Here is a 25,724-nt window from a genome sequence, read left to right as displayed (position 1 = left end):
ATATTCCATCACGTCAATTCTTATTGAAATTAATAATAGAAAATATTAGAATTAAGTTGAGGTGGTGAGTTTGAGGGCATTTGTGGCCATTAATTTTCCTGAGTATATAAAGGAGGAAATCAAAGGCGTTCAGGACTCGCTGAAACCACATGTGAAGAGTGCCAGATGGACCAGGCCGGGGAACTTTCATCTTACACTAAAATTTTTGGGTGAAATTGACAGGATTCAAAAGGAATCAGCATGTGCGGCTATTAAGCAGGTATGTGCGGACATGCTTCCCTTTGAAATTGAATTTGATGGTTTGGGATATTTTGGTACCCAAGGGGATATGAAGGTTGTCTGGATTGGCCTAAATGGCGGCATAGAAGAAATTATGTTTCTTCATAACAATATTGAAAAAACTTTTAAAGATTCGGGCTTTCCCTCAGACAAGAAGGGTTTTAAACCACACATAACCATTGCCAGGGATGTAAGAATTTTAAGTTCTCTTGATGGCCCATCTTTCAGATTGAATCTGAGTAAAATTGTAGTAAGCGAGATTTCGTTAATGCTCAGTGAAAACAAAGGGGCAGGATTTTATTATACCCCTCTTTATACTTGCAGGTTTTGAGGTAATGATTATGAGCGATAGCAGTAAAAAAATTGAAGTCATTGTAGATAGGGTTTTAAGGTCTCTGGAAGAGAGTAAAGAGGATATTATTTCTATTGTGGACAATGCAGAAAAAGAGCTGAACGATATTAAAAATGAGTTGGAGTCAATAAAAGTAAGGGTCAATACAATTATTGATGAAGTGGAAGAACTGGAGAAGAGGGATCGTTCGGCAAGATACAGACTCATGGTCATCAGCAAGGACTTCAACAGATATGGTGAAGAAGATATAAAAAATGCTTATGATGAGGCAAAGGATATTCAGATCAAACTGATGATGAAAAAACAGGAGGAAAAAATTCTAATAGAGAATAGAAATGAACTTGAAAGAAGATTAAAAAAGCAGGATGAGCTTTTAGAGAGAGCAAGACACCTGTATAAGAATGTAGATATTGCCTTTAAGTTCTTGAGAGACTCATTGAATAATATTAATACTCAACTTGTCAATTTTCAAAACAGAGAGGAACTTATCTTTCATGTTTTAAGAGCGCAGGAAGATGAGAGGCAGAAGATGGAGCGGGATCTTCATGACGGGCCTGTTCAAGACATTGCTAACCTGCTCTATAAGGTAGAGATATGTCAGAGGTTGATAAATAAGGACATTGGCCAGGCCTTGGAAGAGCTTGAAGGGTTAAAAAAGGCTATAAAACAGTGTATCAAAGACCTGCGTGGGATTATTTATGAGCTGAAGCCCCATGGATTGAGTGAATTGGGGTTTATCTCAGCCCTGAAGACATATATTTCCGATTTCGAAATGGAGACCGGCATTAATACGGAGATGATGGTCTTTGGTATAGAGACAAGACTGGACGATGAAATAGAAATAGCGCTTTTTCGTATTGCTCAGGAATGCCTGAGTAATATAAAAAAACACTCAAGGGCAAAAAACGCTTGTGTACGGTGTGAGTTTACAAGCAGTGGAGTTTCACTTGTAATTGAGGATGATGGGGTTGGTTTTGATACGGATATAGTAAATAATCCCATTAAGGGCCATTATGGACTTCTGGGGATAAGGGAACGGGTTGCTCTTTTGCAGGGCAGATGTGATATAAACAGTTCTTCAAATGGTACGAAAATAAGTATAAACATACCTTTATATGATGGAGAGTTTAAAAATGGAGAAAACTAAGATAATGATAGTTGATGATCACACCATGTTGAGGGAAGGACTAAAAAAATTGATAGAGATGGAGGACGACCTTGAGGTCATAGCTATGGCAGGAAATGGCCAGGAGGCTATAGACAATGCCATAAGATATATGCCGGATATTATATTTATGGATATTTCTATGCCGGGAATTAATGGGATTGAAGCAGCAAAAACCATAAAAAAGGAGGTACCGTGCAGCAAGATAATTTTTTTGACTATACATGATGACCGTGCCTATATGAATGAGGCCATGAAATTGAAACCAGGTGGATATATATTAAAGGATGCTGACAGTAGCATACTTATCGATGCTATAAGGACCGTACATGAAGGAGGTACCTACACATATCCTGATGTATATGATATATGTACATGCAATGATGATGTGTGCGAACTTTCAACCAGAGAGGTTGAGGTTCTGAACTTGCTTACTCAAGGGCTTACTAATAAAGAGATTGCTCAAAAGTTGCTTATAAGCGAAAAGACTGTCAAAAATCATTTATACAGCATTTTTAAAAAGCTTGGTGTTCAGGACAGGACTCAGGCTGTGCTGTATGCAATAAAAAATAATTTAAGTTAACATGGAGGATGATAACAAATGGAAGAAAGCAAAAAATTAAAAGATGAATTAATGCTGAAAGATAGCACTGTATGGGAGAGGGTAGACGAAGCAGAGAAGGAGCAGATCTATGACTACTGTGAGGGTTATAAGTATTTTTTAAACAATTGTAAAACGGAAAGGGAGAGCACTCAGTTTATTATATCTCAGGCAATCAAAAACGGATTTATCTCATTGGATGAAGCTATAGACAGAAATTTAAGACTCATACCTGGCAGTAAGGTTTATGTAAATAACAAAGATAAATCAGTAATTCTTGCTGTTATTGGGAACACGCTGATAGAAAAGGGTATGAATATTGTAGCAGCACATATAGATGCCCCAAGGATAGATTTAAAGCCTACACCGGTGTATGAGGAAGGTGGCCTGGCCCTTTTTAACACCCATTATTACGGTGGGATCAAAAAGTATCAGTGGGTTGCTATCCCGCTTGCCATGCATGGTGTTGTAATCAAAAATGATGGTCAGAAGGTTAATATAAGTATAGGCGAAAATGAAAATGACCCCGTCTTGTACATATCCGATCTTTTACCACATCTTAGCAAGGATCAAATGGAAAAGAAGGCGGCGGAAGTTATTACTGGCGAGGGTCTCGATGTGCTTGTTGGAAGTATACCGTATCCTGACAAAGAGACTGAGCAAAGGGTAAAGTTGAATATACTAAAGATGCTCAAGGAAAAGTACGGCATCATGGAGGAAGACCTTATAAGTGCAGAGATAGAGATAGTGCCAGCACTTAAGGTAAGAGATATTGGCCTTGACAGGTCCATGATAGGTGGATATGGCCAGGATGACAGGGTATCTGCTTATACAGCCCTTACTGCGATTTTAAGTGTTGAAAATCCAATGCATACATGCCTTGCGGTATTTGCTGACAAGGAGGAGGTTGGCAGCATGGGTAATACCGGGCTGCAATCACATTTTATGGAAAACACAGTGGCAGAACTTCTGGTGTTAACAGGCAACACAGGAGAAATATATGTAAGACGAGCACTGGCCAATTCTAAACTTCTGTCTGCCGATGTAAATGTAGCTTATGATCCATTATATGCTGATGCTTATGACAAAACCAATACCCCATTCCTTGGAAAAGGTGTTGTACTTACTAAATATACAGGGTCAAGAGGCAAAAGTGGCTCTAATGATGCCAATGCAGAGTTTGTAGGTGCTATAAGGGCAATATTTAATTCCAGTGGTGTAGTATGGCAAGCTGGTGAACTTGGAAAGGTGGACGTTGGTGGTGGGGGGACAATAGCACAGTTTGTAGCGAGCTATGGAATGGAGGTTGTCGATTGTGGCGTTGCCTTACTAAGTATGCATTCACCCTATGAGTTATCTTCAAAAGCAGATGTATACATGGCCCATAAGGCATACAGTGCTTTCTATCACAACGCTTGAAAGAGAAGGGAGAATATCCCTTCTCTTTAGTCTTTTATAAATATCTGCGTAAATATATATGTACTACCATCTTTTACTATACCAATGCCCACCTTATTATAACTTGGATTTAATATATTGGCTTTATGCCCTTCAGAAGCCATTAATGACATATGTGCCTTATACACAGAAGAATTCTTTGCAATATTTTCTGCAGCCATCTGATAGCTTATCCCATTGCTATTCAGCATTTCAGAAAGGCTACCATATGTTGGGGACTGATGGTTAAAATAATTGTTTTGTGCCATGTCCTCAGATTTAATCCTTGCGAGCTTTGCCAATGATGCATCCATCGTCAATTTTTCGATTCCCAATTTTTCTCTCTCACTGTTTATGAGTTGGAGCATATATTCCTCATCCTGCGATATGTTATAATTAACACCGTTGACATCTTCATTATCCTTGGTTTCTGAGTCTGCAGGGACAGTAATAGGTGTGGGCTCGCTTGCAAGTTTGGTATTGCGATACTGCCTGTAATAATACGAGTAACATACATTAGTAGTAGTTGAAACAAAGTCTTTTAAAGGTTGATAAGCATCAAAACTTTTTGATTGAGGTATTGCTCCGTATCCATTGTTTTTTAAATACTGAGTTGCCCAGCTGGCGTCAGAATGGCTGGTAGGAAGCACAATAATTGCTAGACCAGTAATACATAAGGTAGTTGCAAGAAATTTCCCCTTCATTATGTTACCCCTCCTTATATTGTTATGTATTCTATATTCTATACAAATTTAACAAAACCTTTAAGTAAGTTATGGATACACTGGCAACATCTTTGTAACATTGGTTAATTTTATTAATAAAATAGACATAGGAGGGGATTAAATATGTACCTTGTAATAGTCTATTCACCTCAGCAGGCACAGCTACTACAGACCAGAGCACAAACATCAGGGTGTAGTCTTATAAGAACCCCTACTCCGAGGGGCATAGTTCAAACCTGCGCATATTCATACTATTTTGACGAAACTTGCTTTGAGACTGTTAAAAAGATGTTAAAATTATATAACATTAAAATTCATGGTATATATAAAAAGGTGGAGATGTTTGGTAAAGACTCATATCAAAGAATTTTATGACCTGCCCCATGGAAAGATTTTTTTAATTAATCCACAATTTGCCTTCTCTACTTCTTCCTTTAGGGTCATATTTTCTTTTTTTAGGGTTTCATATTCACGCTTCAGTTCATCTACAGTCTTGAGCAGGTTTCCATAGCTGCTCTTTAACAAATTATAGTGAGCATTAAGGTCTTTATAATATAATTCCATTTTTTGCATATTTTTAACCAATTCAGCATTTTTATTTTTTTCACTCTGGAGAGCTTTATTTAAATGGCTGATGTATTGTTGTATTTGATTTATAGAAATGGTAAAGTAACTAAAACCTGAACTATAAGGGTTGAAGATATCATCAATCAAAATTAAATGATATGGATTCTTGGCATAATTAAAGGCGCGAACACGCATTAGCCCGGGCTTTGTAAGTGAAATAAAGATACAGGTGGACAATACGTCTGCTTCAGAAGGTATCTTAAAAGGTTCTGACCATGTATCGCCAGAGTCGGCCGAAATGCAGGCATAAAGGAATTTTTTTGAATACCACATAGCCCACAGATTTCCGCTTATATTGAATACAGCAGGGAACTGTGCATTGTCTGAGAACAATATTTTGGTATTTTCACTATTAGCAAGCCAGCTCCCTGCTGTTCTCCTGATATAACAGAGTTTGTCATTATCGGAGTAAATTATATTTACACTATTGTTTGATGTATTGACATATGCATATATGTACGGATTTTCTGTATCTTTAATGTTGCAGATAGCAGTGGGCTTTGTCCAGCCATTTGATAAATAATTATAGACCGTGTATAGCAACTGGCCATTTTCAATATATACACAATATAAACCTGATGGGCCTTTGGTTACAAAATAAAATATTTTACTATTGGATTTGGCTATGGTATAAGACGACCACCTGCTTTTATTCCAGAAATGATGGACAAGGTAGTAGAAGTTATCCTTTTTGCTGCTTATTTCATAAAATATATGAATCAGGCCATTGCTTGTGAGAATGCCTGGATTAAATATAATGCCATCCACAGGATTTTTAATAAGTTTATTTTTAGACCATACTCTTCCGTTCCATGTCATCATGTTGAGTTCATTGTCAATATCACAGTATATGAGATATATAAAATCTTTGTCAATATCTACAGAAAATTCATCGATACTGGTGCTTATGAGGTTTTCAGACTGTGGATTTTTTTCTTCTGCCGACTTGACAATATAATTGATTCCCTCATCCGATTCAAAATAAAAATACCAGCAGCAGTTGTTTGCATCCTCTATTACATAAGAATTTTTATGTTTTAGCATTTTACATCATCACCTTTCATTAAATGTATATGCTTATGGAATTATTAATTGAACCTGTAGCTTATTTTGTAACATATCACGCTTGTAATACGTATATTAGAGTAGAAGTAACAGAAAAGGAGGTTTTGGAGTATGGCCTTTTCAAAAAAACAGGTTGGTCAGTTTCAGATTGTCCCTGGTCCTGTAGAACCGGGTCAGGTGCCGGATCCTACTGAAATTGCTTGTATTATAACCGATAAGGTATATGATGCATGTTCACAGAGAGTATGTATTGATACAATTCCTGCCATACCTTTTATTCCAACAATATCGACACCCATTGAATTTGGAGGTTGTCGAGATTTTGTCATTACTGTGCCGGCAGGTTTTTCTGTAACTCCAATACCTGACAGGGACGGTTTTTCCAGAGTGATGGGGACATTTCAGGTATCCTTTAATGTGGTTTTAAGTAATACTGTTACAAATACTACACAACTTATACCTGTAACCACAACATTTGACAAGGATGTGGTACTGTATGTACCTCAACCAAGCCCTGCTAATATAAGGTTTGAAGCTATGGCGGAATGTCTATTTGGCAGAGTAAATCCAATCAATACGATAGATGTGATCATTGGTGTATTTGTTATAATCAAATCGGCTATTACAGTGCAGCTTTTGATACCGGCCTATGGATTCTGTCCTACACCGCCGGAGTGTGAGGAATTTCCGACCAACGTTTGCGAACAGTTTATGACTGCCCCGTTCCCGGAATTTTTCCCACCGCAGATATTTGAAATCTGCCCACCCTATGGCCCTTACAGCCCATACTGTCTTTAAAATAAATAAGACCAGCGACTGAAATGTTGCTGGTTGCTTTTTTATGAGATATCTGTTAGTTACTTTTATCGATATGGAGAGGTCCTTAAAACAAAGACCGCATTATCTTGTTGAATATTTGAGAGGAAATGGGTCTCTCCATGTATTATCTATAAAATACGGCCAAAAGGTTGGGAAAAGAAAGATAAAGAATTGTGGTGATTATATAAACATTGCTGTAGAATGCCGCTTTATAGACCTTTTCAATGAAAATTTTCTATATGATAGGTTAGAACCTAACAGCTATTATGACGTTGTCATATGTGAGGGGCCGTGGGCAGGGCTTCTGGGAATACGGCTTAAGGATAGAGGCCAGGCAAGATTGTATGTTTATGAAGATATTGACTATTTTCCGGCTTTTTTCGAATATGACTATATCTATGAGATCGTAAGGAGTATGGAAAATCGATGCATGACAAAAGCTGATGTCATATTTTCAGTGAGTAATACATTAAAAGAACTTAGAAGCTCCTATATTGATAAAAATAAGATATACCTTAGCCCTAATGGGATTGAGAAAATAAATAAAACAACTGATTTAAAAGAAAATATCATTTTGTATGCTGGTACCATTGATGAATGGTCAGGTCTTGACTTGGTTATAAGAGCATATAGTGAGATTACCACTGTTGAAACGAGGAGCAGGCTGTTGATATATGGAGACGGGAAAATGACAAAGGAATATAATAACATGATAAACAGGCTTAAAATAGCAGATAGGGCCTTTATAAAGGGGAAAATATCTCACAAAAAACTGCTTGATATATATTCAAGGTCGTTAATAGGTCTTTGTTTGCTGAAACCCACAGAATTAGTAAGATACAGCTTTCCGATAAAACTTATTGAGTATATGGCTTCTGGACTCCTAGTGATAGCAACTAAATGTGGTGACATGGAGCGGATAATAAATGAATCAGGTTCTGGAATACTTATAGATTATGGAAAAGAGCAAATAAAGGATGCAATATTGCAGCTTCTTGGTATGAATGCTATAAAGAGGCAGGAAATGATGAGTAATGGCATTGAATATGCAAAGAGATATAAATGGGATAATATATTTGAAGACGAGCTTAGTGTTATTCGAGCTCGTCTACAGGTATAAAATAGGGGTTCCTGTTTTCATAGGAGGCAATGTTCATAAAGCCAATTTCTTTTAAAATATCAATGTATTTCTTTCTGGTAATTGTAAAATGTTCTGGTAGATGTGAATCAGACCCCAAGGTAACTATCTTCCCACCTAAATCTTTATACCTTTTAAGTATTTCCTCTGAAGGAAGGATATTACCAAGGTTATATCTTTTTGCCGATATATTTGCTTCAAGGCCTTTTCCTTTTTTAATGAGTAAAGTCAATATATTATCTAATATTTCGTGATAATCTATATAATTCAAACTTTTGTCGACATATGGACAGTATCTCCTTATTACATCCAAGTGTCCCAAACAATCAAAATTATCGAATTCAGATATGCAGATATATACCTCTTGCAGATACTCATTAAAAGCGTCTTTTTTCTCCTTATTCTTATAAAAATCATCTTTGAGGAGATCTGTCTTATTGACATAGTGTATAGATCCAAGGATAAAATCAAAGGTTTTATCTTTGAGCAATGCATCTATCTTTTTGAGTAAATGGGATTGGAGGCCTATTTCTAGTCCCTTTTTTATCTTTATTTTATCTCCGTATTTATCTGAGCATCTAAGATATTCACTGGTATAGTTCAGATAGTCAAGGTTGAAGTCAAATGATTCACCATTGGGGTTTAAATCCCAATGGTCTGTAAAACAAATTTCTTTTAGCCCCAGTTCAATTGCCTTTATGCAAATATCTTCCATAGTTAGTTTAGAATCCTTTGAAAATTGCGTATGTATGTGGTAGTCAATCAATATTATCATCCTCCTCGAAATATATCATAATATATTATAACAAATTCTAAAGATGCAACTTTGGATAAAATTTTTAATTAGCCCTTTTCAAAGAGAAAAATTGTGTTAAAATATAGTTGAAGTTTTTCATTATGCGAGGGGGTGAAAAAATGGCATATAAGATTATTGCTGAAGAGTGCATTGGATGTGGTGCCTGCGAATCAGAGTGCCCGGAAAATGCCATTTCAGCTACTGAGGATTTTGTGTATGTTATAGATCCAGCAAAATGCACTGAAGATGCGACATGTGTCAGCGTATGCCCTGTAGACTGTATTGTTCTCGAGGGTGAGGAGAAGTAGGCCTGGTAAAGCTAAAGCCACCATGAAGGTGGCTTTGTTTTTATGCGGCTGGCATATAGTGATGGGAACCTGCACGTGTGAACCACAATCTAAAAAAGATAGAAAAAAACAATATTGCAACTATAACATTGTATCAAAAGGTTCAGCCCCCATAAAGGCCAATTATGTTATAATATATTAGGACAAATACAGTTGGACAGTGGGTATAAGACTAAAATTTCTTAACAGATTAAGTCATAAAATACCAGTGTCGGAGATACTAAGTATCTATTATTTTCTGAACACATCTTCTGAGTATTTATTACCGGCATTCCATAGCATATAATTCTCTATTCCATTGTCTTTTAATGCTTTTATCTGCTTTAATACATCCTCACCGGTATATTTTGGCTTACCGAGAGTGAAGTCCTGTATCCACGGACGTATGATAGCTTTTTTCTGTAGCTTTTCGTTCTTTTTAATAGCATCCTTTATTGCCCTATCGATGACCTCATAGGGATGTGCATTAGGGTTGTCAAATCCATAATTACCTGAGTAATAATGGGAGGGATATATCATTGGACTTATATAATCTACTGCAGGTGATATCTTTTCCCATTTTTGCCCTATATTCATGTCGTCCTCAACACTTGTGGTCAGTCCGAAGACATCTGCTGAGATGACGACGTTATATGCTTTGAGCTGTTCTTTGGCGTAGGATAGAAATTCGGCTATGCAGTCTTCCTTTGGTTTGCCATCCTGCCCTGGGAAGAAAGCCTCAGCATCCACCATTGTACCATTTTCTGGAAAGCGGACATAGTCAAATTGTATCTCTTTAAAGCCATTTAGTGCCGCCTCTTTAGCTATAGCTATGTTATAGTCCCAGACCCGTTTGTCATAAGGGTTGACCCATGATACACCCTTTCTATCACGCCATATTCCTCCGGATTTCTTCTGTATGGATAAATCCGGACGGTGTTCTGATAGGTTACGGTCTTTAAAAGTAACTATTCGGGCTATTGGATAAATATTATGTTCCTGAAGGTTTTTTATGAATGATTGGATATCATTTATACGTACATATCTGTTTGCGTCCACGTCATTTACAATCTGTATGTTGCTTTTATAGGTCATAAGACCATTGTCATCCTTTACATCAATAACCATTGTGTTGAGCTCAGAGTTATCTAACAGGTCAACCAGATGTTCTATATTTTTTTTGCTTCCAGCTATATCCCCCGTAACATAGATCCCCTTAACTATAGGCGGATTGGGTTTTGGTGTCTCTTCTTTAGGGAGAGGAACATAGTATTCTTTCAGTTTTTCTCTTAAAATTTTATCATTTTCTTTCCATTCATTAAGCTTTTTTAAAGCTTCATCCCTGTCTGCCTTATGAATAACCAACTTTTCGTCAACAAGCTCCTGATAGGAGGGAAGATTGTTTTCATAAGCGCCGGTTTTTGAATATCCTTTTAATAAGAAAAGTACTGCCAAGATAAGTGAGAACAATATTACCATTAATATGCCTGTTATTTTTGTTTTCTTCACATCTGTATCCTCCTTATAATGTTTACGTATATATTGTAAAGGATAAATCATCATTAAAAAAGTTAAATTTAGTTTAAATTGCTGGTAATATATTCATTTTTTAAGTATAATTTTGGTATAGAATGATAAGGAGGGGTGACAGATGAAACTATTAATAGCAATTGTACAGGATGAAGATGCAGGTGAGTTGATGCAGAAGCTTACTAAATCAGGTTTTCAGTTTACAAAGCTTGCTACCACTGGAGGTTTTTTAAGGGCAGGCAATACGACCTTAATTATAGGATTGGAAGATGAGCGTCTTAAAGAGGCCATAAGCTGCATCGAGAGCATCTGTAAAAGCAGAAAGCAACTTATAACACCGCCAATTATGGGTGGAGCTGGTGAGGTGTATCTATCATACCCCATGGAAGTGACCATTGGAGGGGCAACCATATTTGTACTTGATATGGAACAACTTATAAAGATATAAAAATGGTGCCGAAGGCGGGAGTCGAACCCGCACAGGGTGTAAGCCCTACCGGATTTTGAGTCCGGCGCGTCTGCCAATTCCACCACTTCGGCACGTTACGTAGCTATAATAACATAAATAATATTATTTTTCAAGGTGTTTTTTGGAGGTATTTCACTATGCTCAGATTTTTGGATGCAGGAGAATCTCATGGCAGATGTTATGTTGGCATCATTGATGGAATACCTGCAGGCGTAGAGATAGAGATGGAGAACATTAACAGGCTATTAAAGGAGAGACAGCGTGTGTATGGAAGAGGCGGGAGGATGGAGATAGAAAATGATGAAGCCATCATACTTTCTGGATTAAGAGGCAGGATGACCACAGGTGGACCTATTGGACTGATGATAGAAAATAGAGATTATGAGAACTGGAAAGATTTTATGTCTCCTATAGATGGGATAAAGGGGAAAGGAGGGGTTACAGTACCAAGGCCTGGCCATGCAGATCTACCAGGCATATTGAAATTTGGCTTTAATGATGCAAGAAACATATTAGAAAGAGCAAGCGCACGACAAACAGTCATCAGGACTGCAATAGGTGGTATAGCAATGGAGTTTTTAAGACAATTTGATATAGAGGTTAAGTCTCATGTTTGTAGCATAGGGGGTATAGTTTCTAAACCAAATGGAAAAGACAAGTCTTTCTGGATAAATGTAGAAAATTCTCTATTAAGATGTGGAGACAAAGAGGCAGAAGAGAAAATGAGAGCTGAGATTGATAAGGCCAAGGCAATGGGCGACACAGTAGGGGGGATAGTAGAAATTATAGTTGAGAGGGTACCCGCAGGGATAGGAAGTCATACAACATGGGATAAGAGGTTAGATACACGTCTTGCAGCTGCCTGCATGAGCGTGCAATCTGTTAAAGGTGTTGAAATCGGGATGGGTTTCAAGACTGCAGAGCGATATGGAAGTGAGGTCCATGATGAGATTTTTTACAGTGAGAATGGATTTTATAGAAAAACCAATAATGCTGGTGGCATAGAGGGAGGCATATCCAATGGTGAGGATATAATCGTAAGATGCGCATTAAAGCCAATACCAACCCTTTTAAAGCCTTTAAATAGTGTTGACATACGATCAAAAATGTCTGCAAAAGCTCATGTGGAGAGGAGTGATGTATGCGCAGTGCCTGCAGCTTCAGTGGTTCTTAAGGCTGTTGTGGCATGGGAGATAGCAGTAGCCTTTCTTGATAAATTTTGCGGAGATAATATCGATGAAGTAAAAAATGCTTACGAGCATTATATCAAGAGGTTAAACTTTGGTTAAAATTTATTTAATAAATCATAACAGCAGTCTCCTTTTAATAAGTATATAAAAAATGCTTATTAAGAGGGGACATTACCATGAAAAAACTATTGTTTATTTTTCTGGCTATATTGATCTTATTTTACATACATACAGAAGGAATCACTGCCCCTGGTGACAGTATAACTATAAATCTGCCAAGTTTCACACTGCATTTTGAAGGACAAAATGTGTATAAGGATTATCCAGTAGCCATAGGCAAGACTTTGACCAATACACCTGATGGGACTTATAACGTCAGAACGAAGATTAAAAATCCAGTATGGTATCCCCCTAATGGTGGTAAACCTGTTCCACCGGGGAAAAATAACCCTTTAGGTAATCGGTGGATTAACTTTTATCCCGGCTATGGGATACATGGAAATAATAATCCAGGGTCTATAGGAACCATGGCTTCATTAGGTTGTGTCCGCATGTATAACAGCGATGTTGATGAGCTTTATGAGATGGTTGAAGTGGGGATTCCTGTCATAATAACCTATCATACCATGTTTGAACTGAGTGATGGCACAAATAAGGTTTTGGAGGTGTATCCGGATATTTATGGCCGAGGGGTAAATACGGAGGAAGAGATAAAAGCGAAACTTATGGAAATGGGCCTGGCCATAGAGGATGAGAAATTCAAATATATATTCAACAATTATAAAAAGGAGGCAGCTTTTTATTCATGTGATTGGGTCTTAACTAAAGGTGATAAGCTGCTTTCATCTGACATCCTGGATGATAATGGCAAACTATATATATCTGCAAAGTCCCTGAAAAGTATATTTGGGATAGACTATCTGTTGAATTTAGACACCGGTATCATGTCCATAAACGGGCATGATATAGAATATATGAATAAAGAGAGTATATATATAAATCTTATACAATTACTTGATATTTTTGAACTGTCCTATGAGATAGAACAGAAGGCGCAAAGGATAGATATTAAAAATGATATGGTCTATATAGATGGGATGTATGTTTCACCGGTGCAGTATACAAACTACGATAGTCGGGATATAAAACTACCTCTTAGGGTTATTGGTGAGTTGTTTGGACATGAGGTAAAATGGGATAAGGCGACAAGTGTCGTTAGCATTAATGACCAGCCGGTATCTCCAGTGATTTTAAATGGTATATCATATATGGGGATTAAAGAACTATCGGAAATCTTTAAATTTGACTATGAAATAGATTCAAGATATGGTATTATACAAATTAAGCGGTATTGACCGCTTATTTTTATAGTATAATAACTATAATAACATTTTTGGGTGGTGGAAGAAGTTGAAAAAATTAATGCTAATTGACGGAAGCAGTGTGCTCTACCGGGCTTTTTTTGCCCTTCCCCCGCTTATGAACAGTAAGGGTACGAGAACAAACGCTGTCTATGGTTTTATGATGATGCTTTTTAAGGTGATGGATGACTATAAACCCGATTATATAGCAGTGGCCTTTGATGTGAAAGCACCAACGTTCCGACATAAGGAATATGATGCATATAAGGCCACAAGAGAAAAGATGCCGGATGAGTTATCTTGTCAAATACCCATTTTGCGCGATATATTATCTGCTTTAAATATAAAGATTATAGAAGTGCCTGGGTTTGAAGCCGATGATATACTTGGTACAGTATCAAAGCAAGCAGAGAAGAATGGACTTGAGACTTACATAGTAACAGGCGATAGGGATTCACTGCAACTGGTTTCTAAAGAGACCAGGGTTATATTAAACAAAAAAGGCATGACTGATGTGGAGGTATATGACTATGATATCTTTAGAGATAGATATGGTATAACACCCAGTGAGTTTATTGACCTGAAAGGGCTGATGGGCGATAAGTCCGACAATATTCCCGGGGTACCAGGTATTGGTGAGAAGACAGCGCTTGAACTTATAAAGGAGTACGGATCGGTCAACGAAATTATTAAAAATGTAGATAGGATAAAAAATAAGAGGGTTAGAGAAGCAATTGCAAACAATGTGGACAAGGCACTGCTGAGTAAAAGACTTTCTACCATAATCAGGGATATGCCGATAGAGTTTGACATAGAGGAATATACTGTTAAAGAACCGGATAAAAAAAGAGTTAGAGCTATCTTTGAAGAGTTGGAGTTTAAATCATTATTAGACAAGGTTTCCAAGGATGATACTGCACCGAACGTGGACAGGGTTGTCTACAGGGTCATCGACAACGTTGATGATTTCAATGAGTACATCAGTGGTGTTGAAAGGATAGCTATAAGTTTCAAGGTTCATGAGGATGGCCTGGCCATGACCTCTCTTAGCAGTCAAGAAAAGGGTACTGTTTTTTTACCCCTTTATAGACTTGATGACAGCATGAAATATGCACTTTATAAACTTCTGTCTAACGAGAACATAAAGAAGTCTGGACATAACATAAAAAGACTTCTAAATTTTGCAATAAGCGAGGGGTATAAACCTGCAAACATAAGTTTCGATTCGGCTATTGCCGCATATCTTATCAATGCAACAGAATCCGAATATATCATACGACAGATTGCAAAGGACTTTCTTAACAGGGATATACTGGATGACTCGATATTTGGCAAGGGAAGAAACAGGACGGATTTCCACAATGTTGAAGAAGAAATGTTAAATCAGCTCCTCGGAGAAGAAGCAGAGGTCATAGGTCAGTCAGAGCCCCTTATGCGGGAAAAACTTGATGAACTCTCTATGGACAGGCTGTTTAATGATATAGAAATGCCTCTTGTCATGGTACTGGCTGATATGGAATGTACTGGCTTTAATATCGATAGGAATGAGCTTTTGAGGTTAGACAGTGAATTTACTGAACAACTCACCAGTATAACAAAGGAGATTTATAATCTTGCAGGAGAAGAATTTAATATCAATTCGCCAAAACAGCTCTCCCATATTTTATTTGAAAAACTTGGCCTGCCGGTTATAAAAAAGACTAAGACGGGCTATTCTACAGATGCTGAAGTCCTGGAAGAGCTGGCACCTCAGCATGATATCGTGGCAAAAATACTGGAGTACAGGCAGATATCCAAATTAAAATCCACTTATATTGATGGATTTATAAAACTTACTGAAAAGAGCGCTAAAATCCATACCAGTTTCAATCAAACTGTAACTGCAACGGGAAGAATAAGCAGCACTGAGCCAAACCTACAAAATATACCAATTAGAACAGATATTGGAAGACAGATACGAAAAGTATTTATACCATCAGATGACAAACACGTTATTCTCTCCGCAGATTACTCTCAGATAGAGCTAAGGGTACTTGCACATCTATCGAGTGATGAAAACCTCATAGGTTCCTTTATCGCTGGTGAAGACATTCATACAAGGACCGCTTCAGAGGTATTTAATGTACCTATAGATAAGGTTACGCCCGAGATGAGAAGAAGTGCCAAGGCTGTGAACTTTGGAATAGTATATGGCATAAGTGATTTTGGCCTGGCCAGAGACCTTCGGATCCCAAGGGAGGTGGCCGCTGAATACATCAGGAGCTATTTCAAGAGATATCCTCAGGTAAAGGAATACCTTGATGAGTGTGTAAAAAAGGCTAAAGAACTGGGCTATGTTACCACCATTATGAATAGAAGGCGTTATGTACCGGAAATAACCTCCAAAAACAGAAATATACGTATGTTTGGAGAACGAATTGCAATGAATACCCCTATACAGGGTAGCGCTGCTGACATAATAAAGATAGCTATGGTCAATGTGCATAAGAAGATAAAAGATTTTAAATCAAAGCTCATACTGCAGGTTCATGACGAGCTGATATTTGACGTACTTAAGGAAGAGTTGGATGAAATTAAGGAAATTGTAAGGTGGGAAATGGAGAATGCAGTCAACTTGAAGGTACCGCTGATAGCCGAAATAAAATATGGCAATAATTGGTATGATGCCAAGTGAGTTGCTAAACCACTTATTGCTTTTGTACCTAAAAGTGTAATGAAGGGAATGGGTTGTAAAATGAAGGTGATAGGGTTAACAGGGGGAATTGCCAGCGGAAAGAGCACTGTTTCAAATATATTAAGGGAAATGGGAGCTTACGTAATAGATGCAGATGAAATTTCAAGAGAGATCATTAAAAAAGGGAGTGAGGCATGGAAAGAAATTATCGATTACTATGGAAATGACATACTTCTACCTGATGGAGAGATAGATAGAAAAAAACTTGGGAATATAGTGTTTGCGGATAAGGAAAAATTGGATAAGCTAAACGCTATAACTCATCCACGTATAATCCAGAGAATAAAAGAAATTATAGATGCAGAGAAAGAAAAAGGGAAAGAAAGGGCTGTAATACTGGACGCCGCAATACTGATTGAAATGGGGCTGCAAAATATGGTAGACGAGGTTTGGGTAGTTTCAATAGACAAAGACAAGCAGATAAAAAGACTTATAGAGAGAGATAAACTATCATATGAAGATGCCATGAACCGTATACGCATGCAGATGCCGTTAAGCGAGAAGGTAAAGTATGCTGACTATGTGATTGACAACAGTAAAGACATAGGATATATTAGAAAACAGATAAGTAAACTTTGGGAAAGGGTGATAAAAAAGAATAATTAATTTGGGCCTACATAGAATTATATTAATGTATGGTATCTGCAATGTGGGGGTATATTCCATTGATTTTTATTCCTCGTAAATGGATAGGCGTAATAATTGCTGTCTTACTTTTTTTATTGCTCATACTTGTTTCGCTGAAGGTATATAACACTGTACAGAAGATGATTTATCCCACAAAGTATATGGATATAGTTGAAAGATATGCCGTTGAATATGGAATTGACCCTTATCTTGTGTTGGCAGTAATAAAAGCGGAAAGTAATTTTAATCCTGAAGCTAAATCAAGCAAGGGTGCCATCGGACTGATGCAGATACAACCTGATACAGGAAAGTGGATTGCGGAAAACCTTGGGATTGAAAACTATAATGAAGATCTTCTCTATAATCCTGAGGTAAATATAAGATTTGGTTGCTGGTATATAAATAATCTCAACAGTGAATTTAAAGATCCTGTCCTGGTATTTGCGGCTTATAATGCTGGGAGAGGAAATGTACAAAAATGGTTGAATGATAAGGAATATAGTGATGATGGGGAAAAACTAAAGAGTATCCCATTTAAGGAAACGAGGGATTATGTAGATAAGATAATTAGAAACTATCATATTTTTACAAGACTTTACGAAGGCAAAAGAAAGAAGGGAATAACATAAATGGAACAAATGAAAAGCCTGAATGACCTTGAAAGGGTTAAGATAGAACATGACAGGAAATTGTTTTCTGCAACCCATGAAGAGATACTAGAGGGAAAGACAACTGATGTGTACTTTTTGAGGACGATGGATATATTAAATCACCTGGGTCTTGGAGATACTCCTGTAACCGCCGAGATTTTTGCGAGAGAAGAAGGGGTATTTGCTGGTATTACTGAGGCATTGGGCATATTAAGGAATAAAAACGTTGAGGTATGGGCTTTAAAAGAGGGGGATACATTCAACCCCAAGGATACACTTGTGAGGATCAAAGGGCCCTACTCAGAGTTTGGTGTTTATGAAACAGTTATATTGGGAATGCTCGCAAGCTCCTGTGCATGGGCGACGGCTGCGAGAAAAGCCAAAGAAGCGTGCAAGGGGAAACCACTGCTGTGCTTTGGCGCAAGGCATGTGCATCCTGCTGTAGCTCCTGTCATGGAAAGGGCAGCATTAGTAGGTGGGGCTGACAATGCGAGCTGTATACTGGGAGCAAAACTGTTTGGAAAAGAGCCGACCGGTACAGTACCACACGCTGCTTTTTTGATTGCCGGTGACACATTGACGGTAGCAAAGGCATATGATGAAATATCAAAGCCAGACGAAAACAGGACAATACTCATTGATACATTCAAAGATGAGGCTGAAGAAGCCATTAGAGTGGCAGAACTTTTAGGAGACAGGCTTTATGGGATAAGGGTAGATACGCCCAGCGAAAGAGGTGGGGTAACCCCCGAACTTATAAAGGAAATTAGGGCCAGACTGGACCAAAAGGGTTATAAAAATGTCAAAATTATTGTTTCGGGTGGCCTTTATCCAGAAAAAATAGCTGAACTGGCTGATGCAGGTGTAGATGCTTTTGGAGTGGGCAGTTTTATTTCAGATGCTAAACCGATAGATATGACGATGGATTTAAAAGAGGTGGATGGTAAGCCGATTGCCAAGAGGGGTAGAATACCTGGAATAATAGAAAACCCAAAACTTGTGAAAATGATATAATTACTGTATTGACTTATGTCCAAACTTATATTATAATAATTTTCGTTGAATGTGCCGAGATGGTGGAACTGGCAGACACGCTACTTTGAGGGGGTAGTGAGGGATTCCTCATGCGGGTTCGAGTCCCGCTCTCGGCACCATTTTTATATCCATGTTAGATACATATTTATCTAAGGCTGCCGAATCCTTGCAAAAGGTACGGGGGACGTATTTTGGGGTGAATCTATCAGTTTCGCCTGATGGTAGGGTTACCTTCGGCCCGAACCCGTCAGCTAACCTCGGAGGCATGAGAAGGGAGAAATCAAATGAGGACATATAGTAGATTCCTGTTAGGGATTTCTGTACTATCCACATCGCTTATGCTTGCTGGTTTCTTTAATCCTGTTCTTGCTGATGAATTTCCCAGGGGTATAGTAACCGGTGACAATGTCAATTTGAGGGAAGACCCTAGCCTTGACTCAAAAGTGATTACTCAGGTAGATATAAATAATGTTGTAATGGTGCTGGGTAAGACAGATGGGTGGTATCAGGTAAAGTTATCCGATGGCAGAGAGGGTTGGATGAGTGCTTCATATGTATCATTAGGGAAAGAGGATGTATCAAGGGGCAATGGGCTCAGAGACATTGTAGACTTTGCAGAAAGGTTTTTGGGTGTTAAATACGCATATGGAGGGTCATCGCCCAAGGGGTTTGACTGTTCAGGGTTTGTTTCTTATGTCTATAAGAATTTTGGGGTAGAACTACCGAGGACGTCACTGGAACAGTCAAGGTTTGGAGAGGCAGTGGATAAGGAAGATCTTGAGGTGGGAGACCTGGTATTTTTTAAAACTCTTGGTTCGAAAAGAATTAACCATGTTGGAATATACATTGGTGATGGCAATTTTATTCATAGCTCTTCAGGCGGTGATGAGGTGCGTATTGACACACTCCTCTCCGGTTATTATAATGACCATTATGCAGCCGCAAGGCGTGTGAAGTAATTATAGGCATTGACAGAGATCATTTAAAGGTATATAATATAATACTGTTTAGCCAATGGGTACTAATGTATCCATTTTTTATTTGGAAGGGGTATGTTAAACTGTGAAGAGGAATGATATAAGAAATATAGCTCTAATAGCCCATGTGGACCATGGTAAGACTACACTGGTAGATGGAATGCTCAAACAGAGCGGTATTTTTAGGGAAAATCAAAAAGTAGATGAAAGGATAATGGATTCCAATGAACTGGAAAGGGAGAGAGGCATTACCATACTGGCCAAAAATACTGCGGTAAGATATAACGATATTAAAATAAATATTGTAGATACTCCGGGACATGCTGATTTTGGTGGAGAAGTCGAAAGGGTTTTAAAAATGGTGGACGGTGTCCTTCTTCTTGTTGATGCCAGTGAGGGGCCAATGCCTCAAACGCGCTTTGTCCTTGGCAAAGCCCTGTCGTTAAATTTAAAACCCGTAGTTGTAATAAATAAAATTGACAGACCCGACGCCAGGCCATATGAAGTAATAGATGAGGTACTAAACCTTTTTATAGATCTTGGCGCCTCCGATGAACAGATTGATTTTCCAATTGTGTATACATCAGCACGCGATGCGGTTGCCAAGTATGACCTTAATGATAGTGGCTATAATTTAAAGCCGCTTTTTGATACCATTATAAACTCCATACCTGCGCCGGAAGGCGATGTGGACGGACCTTTACAACTATTGGTAACAAATTTAGATTATGACGACTATGTTGGCAGGCTGGCCATTGGCAGAATAATTAGGGGCAGTATAACAGGCGGTCAACAGGTTAGCGTTGTAAAGAAGGATGGTACTGTTGTTAAAGGTAAGATTGGTACAGTATACCAGTATGAATCTTTAAAAAGAGTGGCAGCTGAAAGTGCACTGATGGGTGATATTGTTGCTGTATCTGGGATACCAGATATAGAGATAGGTGAAACGATAGCTGATGTTGATTTCCCTGAGGCTGTGGAATTTGTAGAAATAGAAGAACCTACAATTACCATGAGTTTTTCTACCAACAATAGCCCGTTTGCCGGGAAAGAGGGCCAGTATGTTACATCAAGACATCTTAGAGATAGGTTGTATAAAGAATTAGAGACAAATGTCTCCTTGAGGGTAGAGGATACGGACAGCCCAGATACCTTTAAGGTTTCAGGTAGAGGTGAACTGCATTTGTCCATATTAATTGAGACCATGAGGAGAGAGGGATATGAGTTCCAGGTGTCGAAACCAGAGGTTATATACAAAAACGTACATGGGAAAAGGTATGAACCGATAGAGCTACTGATGATAGATGTTCCTGAGGAATATATGGGGATTGTTATGGAAAAATTGGGCCCGAGGAAGGCAGAACTAATTAATATGACGCCTAATGACAAGGGGTATATAAGGCTGGAGTTCAATATACCATCAAGAGGAATTATGGGCTACAGGACGGAGTTTTTAACTGATACCAAGGGTAATGGCATAATGAACCATGTTTTTATAGATTATCAGCCGTATAAAGGAGAGATAAAACAAAGAAATCATGGTTCATTAGTTGCTTCGGAGGCAGGTACCACAACAACCTACGGGCTCAATAATGCTCAGGAGAGAGGTGCCCTTTTCGTAGGTCCTGGAGTAGAGGTGTATGAGGGGATGGTAGTGGGAGAAAACAACCGCGAGGAAGATATAGATGTCAATGTATGCAAAAAGAAACATCTCACAAACATGAGGTCTGCAACTGCCGATGAAGCTATCAGACTTGCTGCTCCCAAAACCTTGAGTCTGGAAGAGGCACTTGATTTTCTGGCTGATGACGAACTACTGGAGGTTACACCATTATCAATAAGGATAAGGAAAAAGATACTGTCTCAGAAAGATAGATATAAAAAAGCAGGGAAGATGGTGAAGTCGGGACAGAAATAGGGGTGGGCCCCTTTATTTTTTTTAATATTTATTTTACAATATATAACATAAATGATAAATAATGGGGGAAAGACTATGAGGGTGAAAAGACAAAATGTTAATAAAAGACAGAAAATGAGAATATACGTTGGGATGATTCTGTTTTTAATGATAATCCCGTTATTATCGTTCTACTTATCGAATAATATAATATCTAATTTGGTTGCTCCTCTATATAAGCAGTTAGAACCCACTCATACAGAAAGCATATATGTCTATGAGGTACGCCCGCTTATTTATTACGAAATCAACGCTGTCGGACCTTTTTTATCATCAGAGGTATACCCTATAAATGGAAACAACCTTACAGCCATTACCTTTTCTAAAAAAAATGCAGACAAATTGGTTGAGGCTTTAAGTTTGATGAGAATTAAAGCCGTGTCAGAAGAAAAGAGAGAAAGCAGTATAACGATCCCGTACCTTGAGCAAAAACATGATGAGGTGGAACTTTTGGATGAATGTTTGAATAAGGCAATTTTAATTATGGATAAAGAAAGTCAATTGAGTGTAGACTTGATAACAAAAAAATATAATAATGACAGTCTGCCGGAACTCATAAAGATGGTGGATGATATGGGAAAGCTCTTGGATGAGTGGGACATAGATTGCAACTGCAAAAGAGAATTAGAGGATATTTTAGTGGTGCAAGAGGATGCTGTTGATAAACTTGAAATATCTACTATGTTAAATGACGGGAAGTCATTTTATATATTACAAAAGTCTATATATGAATCGTTGGATTTATATAAAAAACTGATAGCAGAATTAGAAGATATGAGATTATATAATTTTTAAATTGAACTTTTATATTGATAAACTTTATGTTAAAATATAACTTGTATACAGTGCTCAAGATATAATAATTAAATTTTTAACAAAAAAGGATTTATGGGGGACACTGTAGAATAAGTATTAGTCCCACTTAAATTTAAAGGAGTGATAAGATTAGATGTGCGCTCAAATACTTACCTTTAAGGGTGGTGTTCACCCACACTATAACAAAGAGCTCACAAACCGTTTACCGATAGAAAGAATGCCTGTACCTGATGAGGTCGTGATACCGCTTTCCCAGCATACAGGTGCCCCATGCGAACCCATCGTTAAAGCTGGTGATGAGGTAAAGCTAGGTCAGAAGATCGGGGAGGCAAAAGGGTTTGTTTCTGTACCTGTGCACTCAAGTGTTTCAGGTAAGGTAAAGGCTGTAGAACCAAGGATGCACCCCAGCGGCAGGTTTGTTAATTCTGTGGTCATTGAGAATGACCACTTAGATACGCTGGATGAGAGTGTGAAGCCAAAGGGTGATCTTGAAGACCTTTCTGCTGATGATATTAAAAACATTATCAAGGAGGCCGGGATTGCCGGTATGGGAGGAGCTGCATTCCCAACGCATGTTAAGCTTTCGCCTCCTCCTGACAAGAGTGTTGATACAGTAATAATAAATGGTGCTGAGTGTGAGCCATATCTTACCTGTGACCATAGGTTAATGGTAGAACACCCAGAGATGATTGTTTTTGGATTAAGAGCCATACTTAAGGCCCTCGGTGTAAAGAGAGGATATATTGCCATTGAGATAAATAAACCTGATGCTATAGAGGCAATGGAAAAGGCCGCATCAGGTATTGATGGTGTGGAGGTAGTAAGGCTGGCTACAAAATATCCACAGGGGGGAGAGAAACAGCTAATCAAGGCTGTGACGGGACGTGAGGTGCCTTCTGGGGGATTGCCCGCCGATGTTGGTGTTGTAGTAGACAATGTGGGCACGTCCCATGCTATTGCAAGGGCCATAAAAGAGGGTATGCCTCTTGTCGAAAGGATTGTCACAGTTACCGGCCAAGCGGTAAAAAATCCAAAAAATCTCCTCGTGAGGATTGGTACAATGTTAAAAGATTTGGTAGAATATTGTGGTGGCTTTAATGGTGAGCCGGGCAAATTGATTACAGGTGGCCCTATGATGGGCATTACCCAGTTTACTTTGGAGCTGCCGGTTATAAAAGGCACATCGGGGATACTCATCTTACCTGAAGAACTTACTAAACCAGAAAAGATAAGACCGTGTACAAGATGTGCAAAATGTGTGGATGTATGTCCTATGAATCTAATGCCGTTATTTATAAGTGCTTATGCATTAAATAACGATTTTAACACTGCAGAGAAATATCATGCGCTGGACTGTATTGAGTGTGGATCATGTTCGTATATCTGCCCATGCAATAGACCGCTTGTAGAGTCTATCAGACTGGCTAAAAGAGAAATACTGGCTAAAAGAAGAAAACAGGCCTAAGGGGGGTATTGAATGGATAACCAGTTTCTTGTCACCTCATCACCACATGTTCGTTCGGAGTTTAGAATTGAAAGAATTATGTTAGATGTTGTTATTGCGTTGATACCTGCATTGATTGCTGGTACGATATTTTTTGGAATTAGAGCACTTATGCTTACCATAATATCAGTTGCAACGGCAGTTCTCACGGAGTATGTTATAGAGGTTCTGACTCACAAAGAGATTACTATTGATGATTTCAGTGCTGTAGTTACGGGTATGTTAGTAGCTTTTAATGTTCCACCAACTGTACCGTGGTGGATTCCAGCAGTAGGTTCTTTTTTTGCGATAGCCATTGTTAAGATGTGTTTTGGTGGCATAGGCAATAACTTTGTAAACCCGGCACTTGCCGCAAGAGCTTTTCTGCTGGCTTCATGGCCTGTCCAGATGACTACATGGACAACGCCGGGTGCAGTGGATGGAGTGTCATCAGCGACACCGCTTGCAATATTAAAAGGTTCTGAAGCCGTAGGGGCACAGCTGCCCAGTCTATGGTCTATGTTTGTAGGGAACATTGGAGGTACGATTGGTGAAACGTCAGCGCTGGCACTGCTTATAGGTGCGGCGTATCTCCTCTATAGGAGGGTCATTAACCTTAGGATACCACTTTCATTTATTATTACAGTTGGTGTAATTACATGGATATTTGGCCCAAATGGTCTTTTTACAGGGCAGTTTATGTATCATATATTGGGTGGAGGATTGATTCTGGGAGCATTTTTCATGGCTACAGACTATCCCACATCGCCCGTTACACCTTTAGGACAAATTATCATGGGCATAGGCTGCGGACTTCTCACCAGTGTAATCAGACTATGGGGCGGTTATCCTGAGGGTGTGTCTTATTCTATATTAATAATGAATATGGTAACGCCTCTGATAGACAGGTATACAATGCCAAAGGTGTTTGGAACCGGGGAGGTGAAGAAGGTTGCCTAAGAATAATGGCATAAGGGATATAATTGTTACTGGACTTATATTGCTATTGATTGCTGGTGTTGCAGGTGCAGCTTTAGGATTTGTAAATGCCATTACAAAAGGGCCTATTGCAGAACAGAATAAAATTGCTGAAGATCAAGCTAAGATGACGGCTTTTCCTGGAGCAAAAGAGTTTACACCTATGGATACATCAGAGTGGGAATCACTTTTAAGTGGTGATGAGAAAGAGATAGTTAAATCAGTTGATATGGCTAAAGACAGTGGAAATGTGTTAGGGTATGTTATAAAGGTGGCGCCTCAAGGGTATGGTGGGCCGGTGGAGACTATTGTTGGGATAACAAAAGATGGTAAGTTGACAGGTATAAACATAGTAAACCATTCGGAAACACCGGGACTTGGTGCCAAAGCTCAAGACCCAAAATGGCAGGCTCAGTTTAAGGGTAAGACTGCAGATATGCAGCTGAAGTTAGTAAAGGTCCCGCCATCCAGTGCGAATGAGATAGAGGCTTTGACTGGCGCAACAATAACCTCTACAGCAGTAACAAATGGTGTGCAAACGGCAATAGATGTATTTAATAGGATTAATAAGTGATAGGCAAAGGGGG

General features: G+C 38.5%; 25 protein-coding genes, 2 tRNA genes and 1 riboswitch. Of the genes, 22 read left to right on the top strand and 5 right to left on the bottom strand.

Features of this window, described 5'->3' with window-relative positions:
- Positions 1-70 precede the first annotated feature (70 nt).
- From thpR to FWJ32_RS05825, 4 genes are read left to right on the top strand one after another with little or no spacing between them, the layout of a single operon-like run.
- The gene (gene thpR / locus FWJ32_RS05840; RefSeq protein ID WP_162523530.1) at positions 71-610 is read left to right on the top strand and encodes an RNA 2',3'-cyclic phosphodiesterase; all 540 of its coding nucleotides are present in this window, start codon (positions 71-73) and stop codon (positions 608-610) included.
- A 10-nt stretch (positions 611-620) separates the two neighbouring features.
- On the top strand, positions 621-1,778 hold the full coding sequence (locus tag FWJ32_RS05835) for a sensor histidine kinase (protein WP_162523529.1): 1,158 nt from the start codon (positions 621-623) through the stop codon (positions 1,776-1,778).
- Positions 1,765-2,379, top strand: coding sequence for a response regulator transcription factor (locus tag FWJ32_RS05830; RefSeq protein ID WP_149545032.1), 615 nt, complete (start codon positions 1,765-1,767; stop codon positions 2,377-2,379). The genes FWJ32_RS05835 and FWJ32_RS05830 overlap by 14 nt, the downstream gene beginning before the upstream one ends.
- Before the next feature lie 18 nt (positions 2,380-2,397).
- Entirely contained in the window at positions 2,398-3,816 is a 1,419-nt protein-coding gene (locus tag FWJ32_RS05825) for an aminopeptidase (protein ID WP_149545031.1), read from the top strand.
- Positions 3,817-3,842: 26 nt separating this feature from the next.
- Here FWJ32_RS05825 and FWJ32_RS05820 read toward each other — a convergent pair whose 3' ends face one another.
- Positions 3,843-4,538, bottom strand: a complete 696-nt coding sequence (locus FWJ32_RS05820; protein WP_149545030.1) for a CAP domain-containing protein — start codon at positions 4,536-4,538, stop codon at positions 3,843-3,845.
- 144 nt (positions 4,539-4,682) lie between these two features.
- Here FWJ32_RS05820 and FWJ32_RS05815 point away from each other — a divergent pair, with 144 nt between their 5' ends.
- On the top strand, positions 4,683-4,934 hold the full coding sequence (locus FWJ32_RS05815) for a putative Se/S carrier-like protein (protein ID WP_149545029.1): 252 nt from the start codon (positions 4,683-4,685) through the stop codon (positions 4,932-4,934).
- Here the strand turns inward: FWJ32_RS05815 and FWJ32_RS05810 are convergent.
- Positions 4,929-6,230, bottom strand: a complete 1,302-nt coding sequence (locus FWJ32_RS05810; RefSeq protein WP_149545028.1) for a hypothetical protein — start codon at positions 6,228-6,230, stop codon at positions 4,929-4,931. The genes FWJ32_RS05815 and FWJ32_RS05810 overlap by 6 nt on opposite strands.
- A 132-nt stretch (positions 6,231-6,362) precedes the next feature.
- On the opposite strand from FWJ32_RS05810, the gene FWJ32_RS05805 reads away from it, so the two are divergent.
- Positions 6,363-7,049 carry a hypothetical protein gene (locus FWJ32_RS05805; RefSeq protein ID WP_149545027.1) on the top strand — a complete coding sequence of 229 codons (687 nt, stop codon included), beginning with the start codon at positions 6,363-6,365 and terminating at the stop codon, positions 7,047-7,049.
- Between the two features lie 43 nt (positions 7,050-7,092).
- On the top strand, positions 7,093-8,190 hold the full coding sequence (locus FWJ32_RS05800) for a glycosyltransferase (RefSeq protein ID WP_149545026.1): 1,098 nt from the start codon (positions 7,093-7,095) through the stop codon (positions 8,188-8,190).
- Here the strand turns inward: FWJ32_RS05800 and FWJ32_RS05795 are convergent.
- The gene (locus FWJ32_RS05795; RefSeq protein ID WP_162523528.1) at positions 8,165-8,974 is read right to left on the bottom strand and encodes a histidinol-phosphatase HisJ family protein; all 810 of its coding nucleotides are present in this window, start codon (positions 8,972-8,974) and stop codon (positions 8,165-8,167) included. The two genes, FWJ32_RS05800 and FWJ32_RS05795, sit on opposite strands and share 26 nt — an antisense overlap.
- Before the next feature lie 149 nt (positions 8,975-9,123).
- Between FWJ32_RS05795 and FWJ32_RS05790 the strand changes: the two genes are divergently transcribed.
- Positions 9,124-9,312 (top strand): 4Fe-4S binding protein, encoded by a 189-nt coding sequence (locus tag FWJ32_RS05790; protein ID WP_149545024.1) that lies wholly within the window; start codon positions 9,124-9,126, stop codon positions 9,310-9,312.
- Between the two features lie 270 nt (positions 9,313-9,582).
- Here the strand turns inward: FWJ32_RS05790 and FWJ32_RS05785 are convergent, their stop codons facing one another.
- Entirely contained in the window at positions 9,583-10,839 is a 1,257-nt protein-coding gene (locus FWJ32_RS05785) for a putative glycoside hydrolase (protein WP_203227591.1), read from the bottom strand.
- A gap of 142 nt (positions 10,840-10,981) precedes the next feature.
- Between FWJ32_RS05785 and FWJ32_RS05780 the strand changes: the two genes are divergently transcribed.
- Positions 10,982-11,308 carry a cyclic-di-AMP receptor gene (locus FWJ32_RS05780; protein ID WP_149545023.1) on the top strand — a complete coding sequence of 109 codons (327 nt, stop codon included), beginning with the start codon at positions 10,982-10,984 and terminating at the stop codon, positions 11,306-11,308.
- A gap of 3 nt (positions 11,309-11,311) precedes the next feature.
- Here the strand turns inward: FWJ32_RS05780 and FWJ32_RS05775 are convergent.
- Positions 11,312-11,400, bottom strand: a tRNA-Leu gene (locus tag FWJ32_RS05775).
- A 66-nt stretch (positions 11,401-11,466) separates the two neighbouring features.
- Between FWJ32_RS05775 and aroC the strand changes: the two genes are divergently transcribed.
- The 13 genes from aroC to FWJ32_RS05710 all read left to right on the top strand — a co-directional run bounded on the left by aroC (position 11,467) and on the right by FWJ32_RS05710 (position 25,711).
- Positions 11,467-12,618: a chorismate synthase gene (gene aroC / locus FWJ32_RS05770; RefSeq protein ID WP_149545022.1), complete on the top strand. Its 1,152-nt coding sequence runs from the start codon at positions 11,467-11,469 to the stop codon at positions 12,616-12,618.
- 77 nt (positions 12,619-12,695) lie between these two features.
- Entirely contained in the window at positions 12,696-13,874 is a 1,179-nt protein-coding gene (locus tag FWJ32_RS05765; protein ID WP_149545021.1) for a L,D-transpeptidase family protein, read from the top strand.
- Positions 13,875-13,929: 55 nt separating this feature from the next.
- The gene (gene polA, locus FWJ32_RS05760; RefSeq protein ID WP_149545020.1) at positions 13,930-16,554 is read left to right on the top strand and encodes a DNA polymerase I; all 2,625 of its coding nucleotides are present in this window, start codon (positions 13,930-13,932) and stop codon (positions 16,552-16,554) included.
- 60 nt (positions 16,555-16,614) lie between these two features.
- Entirely contained in the window at positions 16,615-17,220 is a 606-nt protein-coding gene (coaE, locus tag FWJ32_RS05755) for a dephospho-CoA kinase (RefSeq protein WP_149545019.1), read from the top strand.
- Positions 17,221-17,279: 59 nt separating this feature from the next.
- Positions 17,280-17,870, top strand: coding sequence for a lytic transglycosylase domain-containing protein (locus tag FWJ32_RS05750; protein ID WP_238988806.1), 591 nt, complete (start codon positions 17,280-17,282; stop codon positions 17,868-17,870).
- Positions 17,871-18,905, top strand: a complete 1,035-nt coding sequence (locus tag FWJ32_RS05745; RefSeq protein ID WP_149545017.1) for a nicotinate phosphoribosyltransferase — start codon at positions 17,871-17,873, stop codon at positions 18,903-18,905.
- A 53-nt stretch (positions 18,906-18,958) separates the two neighbouring features.
- Positions 18,959-19,045 (top strand) — tRNA-Leu (locus tag FWJ32_RS05740).
- A gap of 27 nt (positions 19,046-19,072) precedes the next feature.
- Positions 19,073-19,208, top strand: a riboswitch (cyclic di-AMP (ydaO/yuaA leader).
- Between the two features lie 2 nt (positions 19,209-19,210).
- Positions 19,211-19,885 carry a C40 family peptidase gene (locus FWJ32_RS05735; RefSeq protein ID WP_149545016.1) on the top strand — a complete coding sequence of 225 codons (675 nt, stop codon included), beginning with the start codon at positions 19,211-19,213 and terminating at the stop codon, positions 19,883-19,885.
- A gap of 103 nt (positions 19,886-19,988) precedes the next feature.
- Entirely contained in the window at positions 19,989-21,821 is a 1,833-nt protein-coding gene (gene typA, locus FWJ32_RS05730; protein WP_149545015.1) for a translational GTPase TypA, read from the top strand.
- 75 nt (positions 21,822-21,896) lie between these two features.
- A complete protein-coding gene (locus tag FWJ32_RS05725) occupies positions 21,897-22,655 on the top strand; it encodes a hypothetical protein (RefSeq protein ID WP_149545014.1) in 759 nt (252 codons plus the stop codon).
- Between the two features lie 154 nt (positions 22,656-22,809).
- The gene (rsxC, locus tag FWJ32_RS05720) at positions 22,810-24,141 is read left to right on the top strand and encodes an electron transport complex subunit RsxC (RefSeq protein WP_149545013.1); all 1,332 of its coding nucleotides are present in this window, start codon (positions 22,810-22,812) and stop codon (positions 24,139-24,141) included.
- Between the two features lie 12 nt (positions 24,142-24,153).
- Complete coding sequence (locus FWJ32_RS05715) at positions 24,154-25,119, top strand: RnfABCDGE type electron transport complex subunit D (RefSeq protein WP_149545012.1); 966 nt, start codon at positions 24,154-24,156, stop codon at positions 25,117-25,119.
- Positions 25,112-25,711 carry an RnfABCDGE type electron transport complex subunit G gene (locus FWJ32_RS05710; RefSeq protein WP_238988805.1) on the top strand — a complete coding sequence of 200 codons (600 nt, stop codon included), beginning with the start codon at positions 25,112-25,114 and terminating at the stop codon, positions 25,709-25,711. Before FWJ32_RS05715 ends, FWJ32_RS05710 begins: the two co-directional genes overlap by 8 nt.
- Positions 25,712-25,724: the final 13 nt, after the last annotated feature.

The sequence above is a fragment of the Calorimonas adulescens genome (assembly GCF_008274215.1).
GTDB classification, from domain to species: domain Bacteria; phylum Bacillota; class Thermoanaerobacteria; order Thermoanaerobacterales; family UBA4877; genus Calorimonas; species Calorimonas adulescens.
Note: the sequence above shows the minus strand (reverse complement) of the source record. Positions and strands in the feature narration are given on the sequence as shown.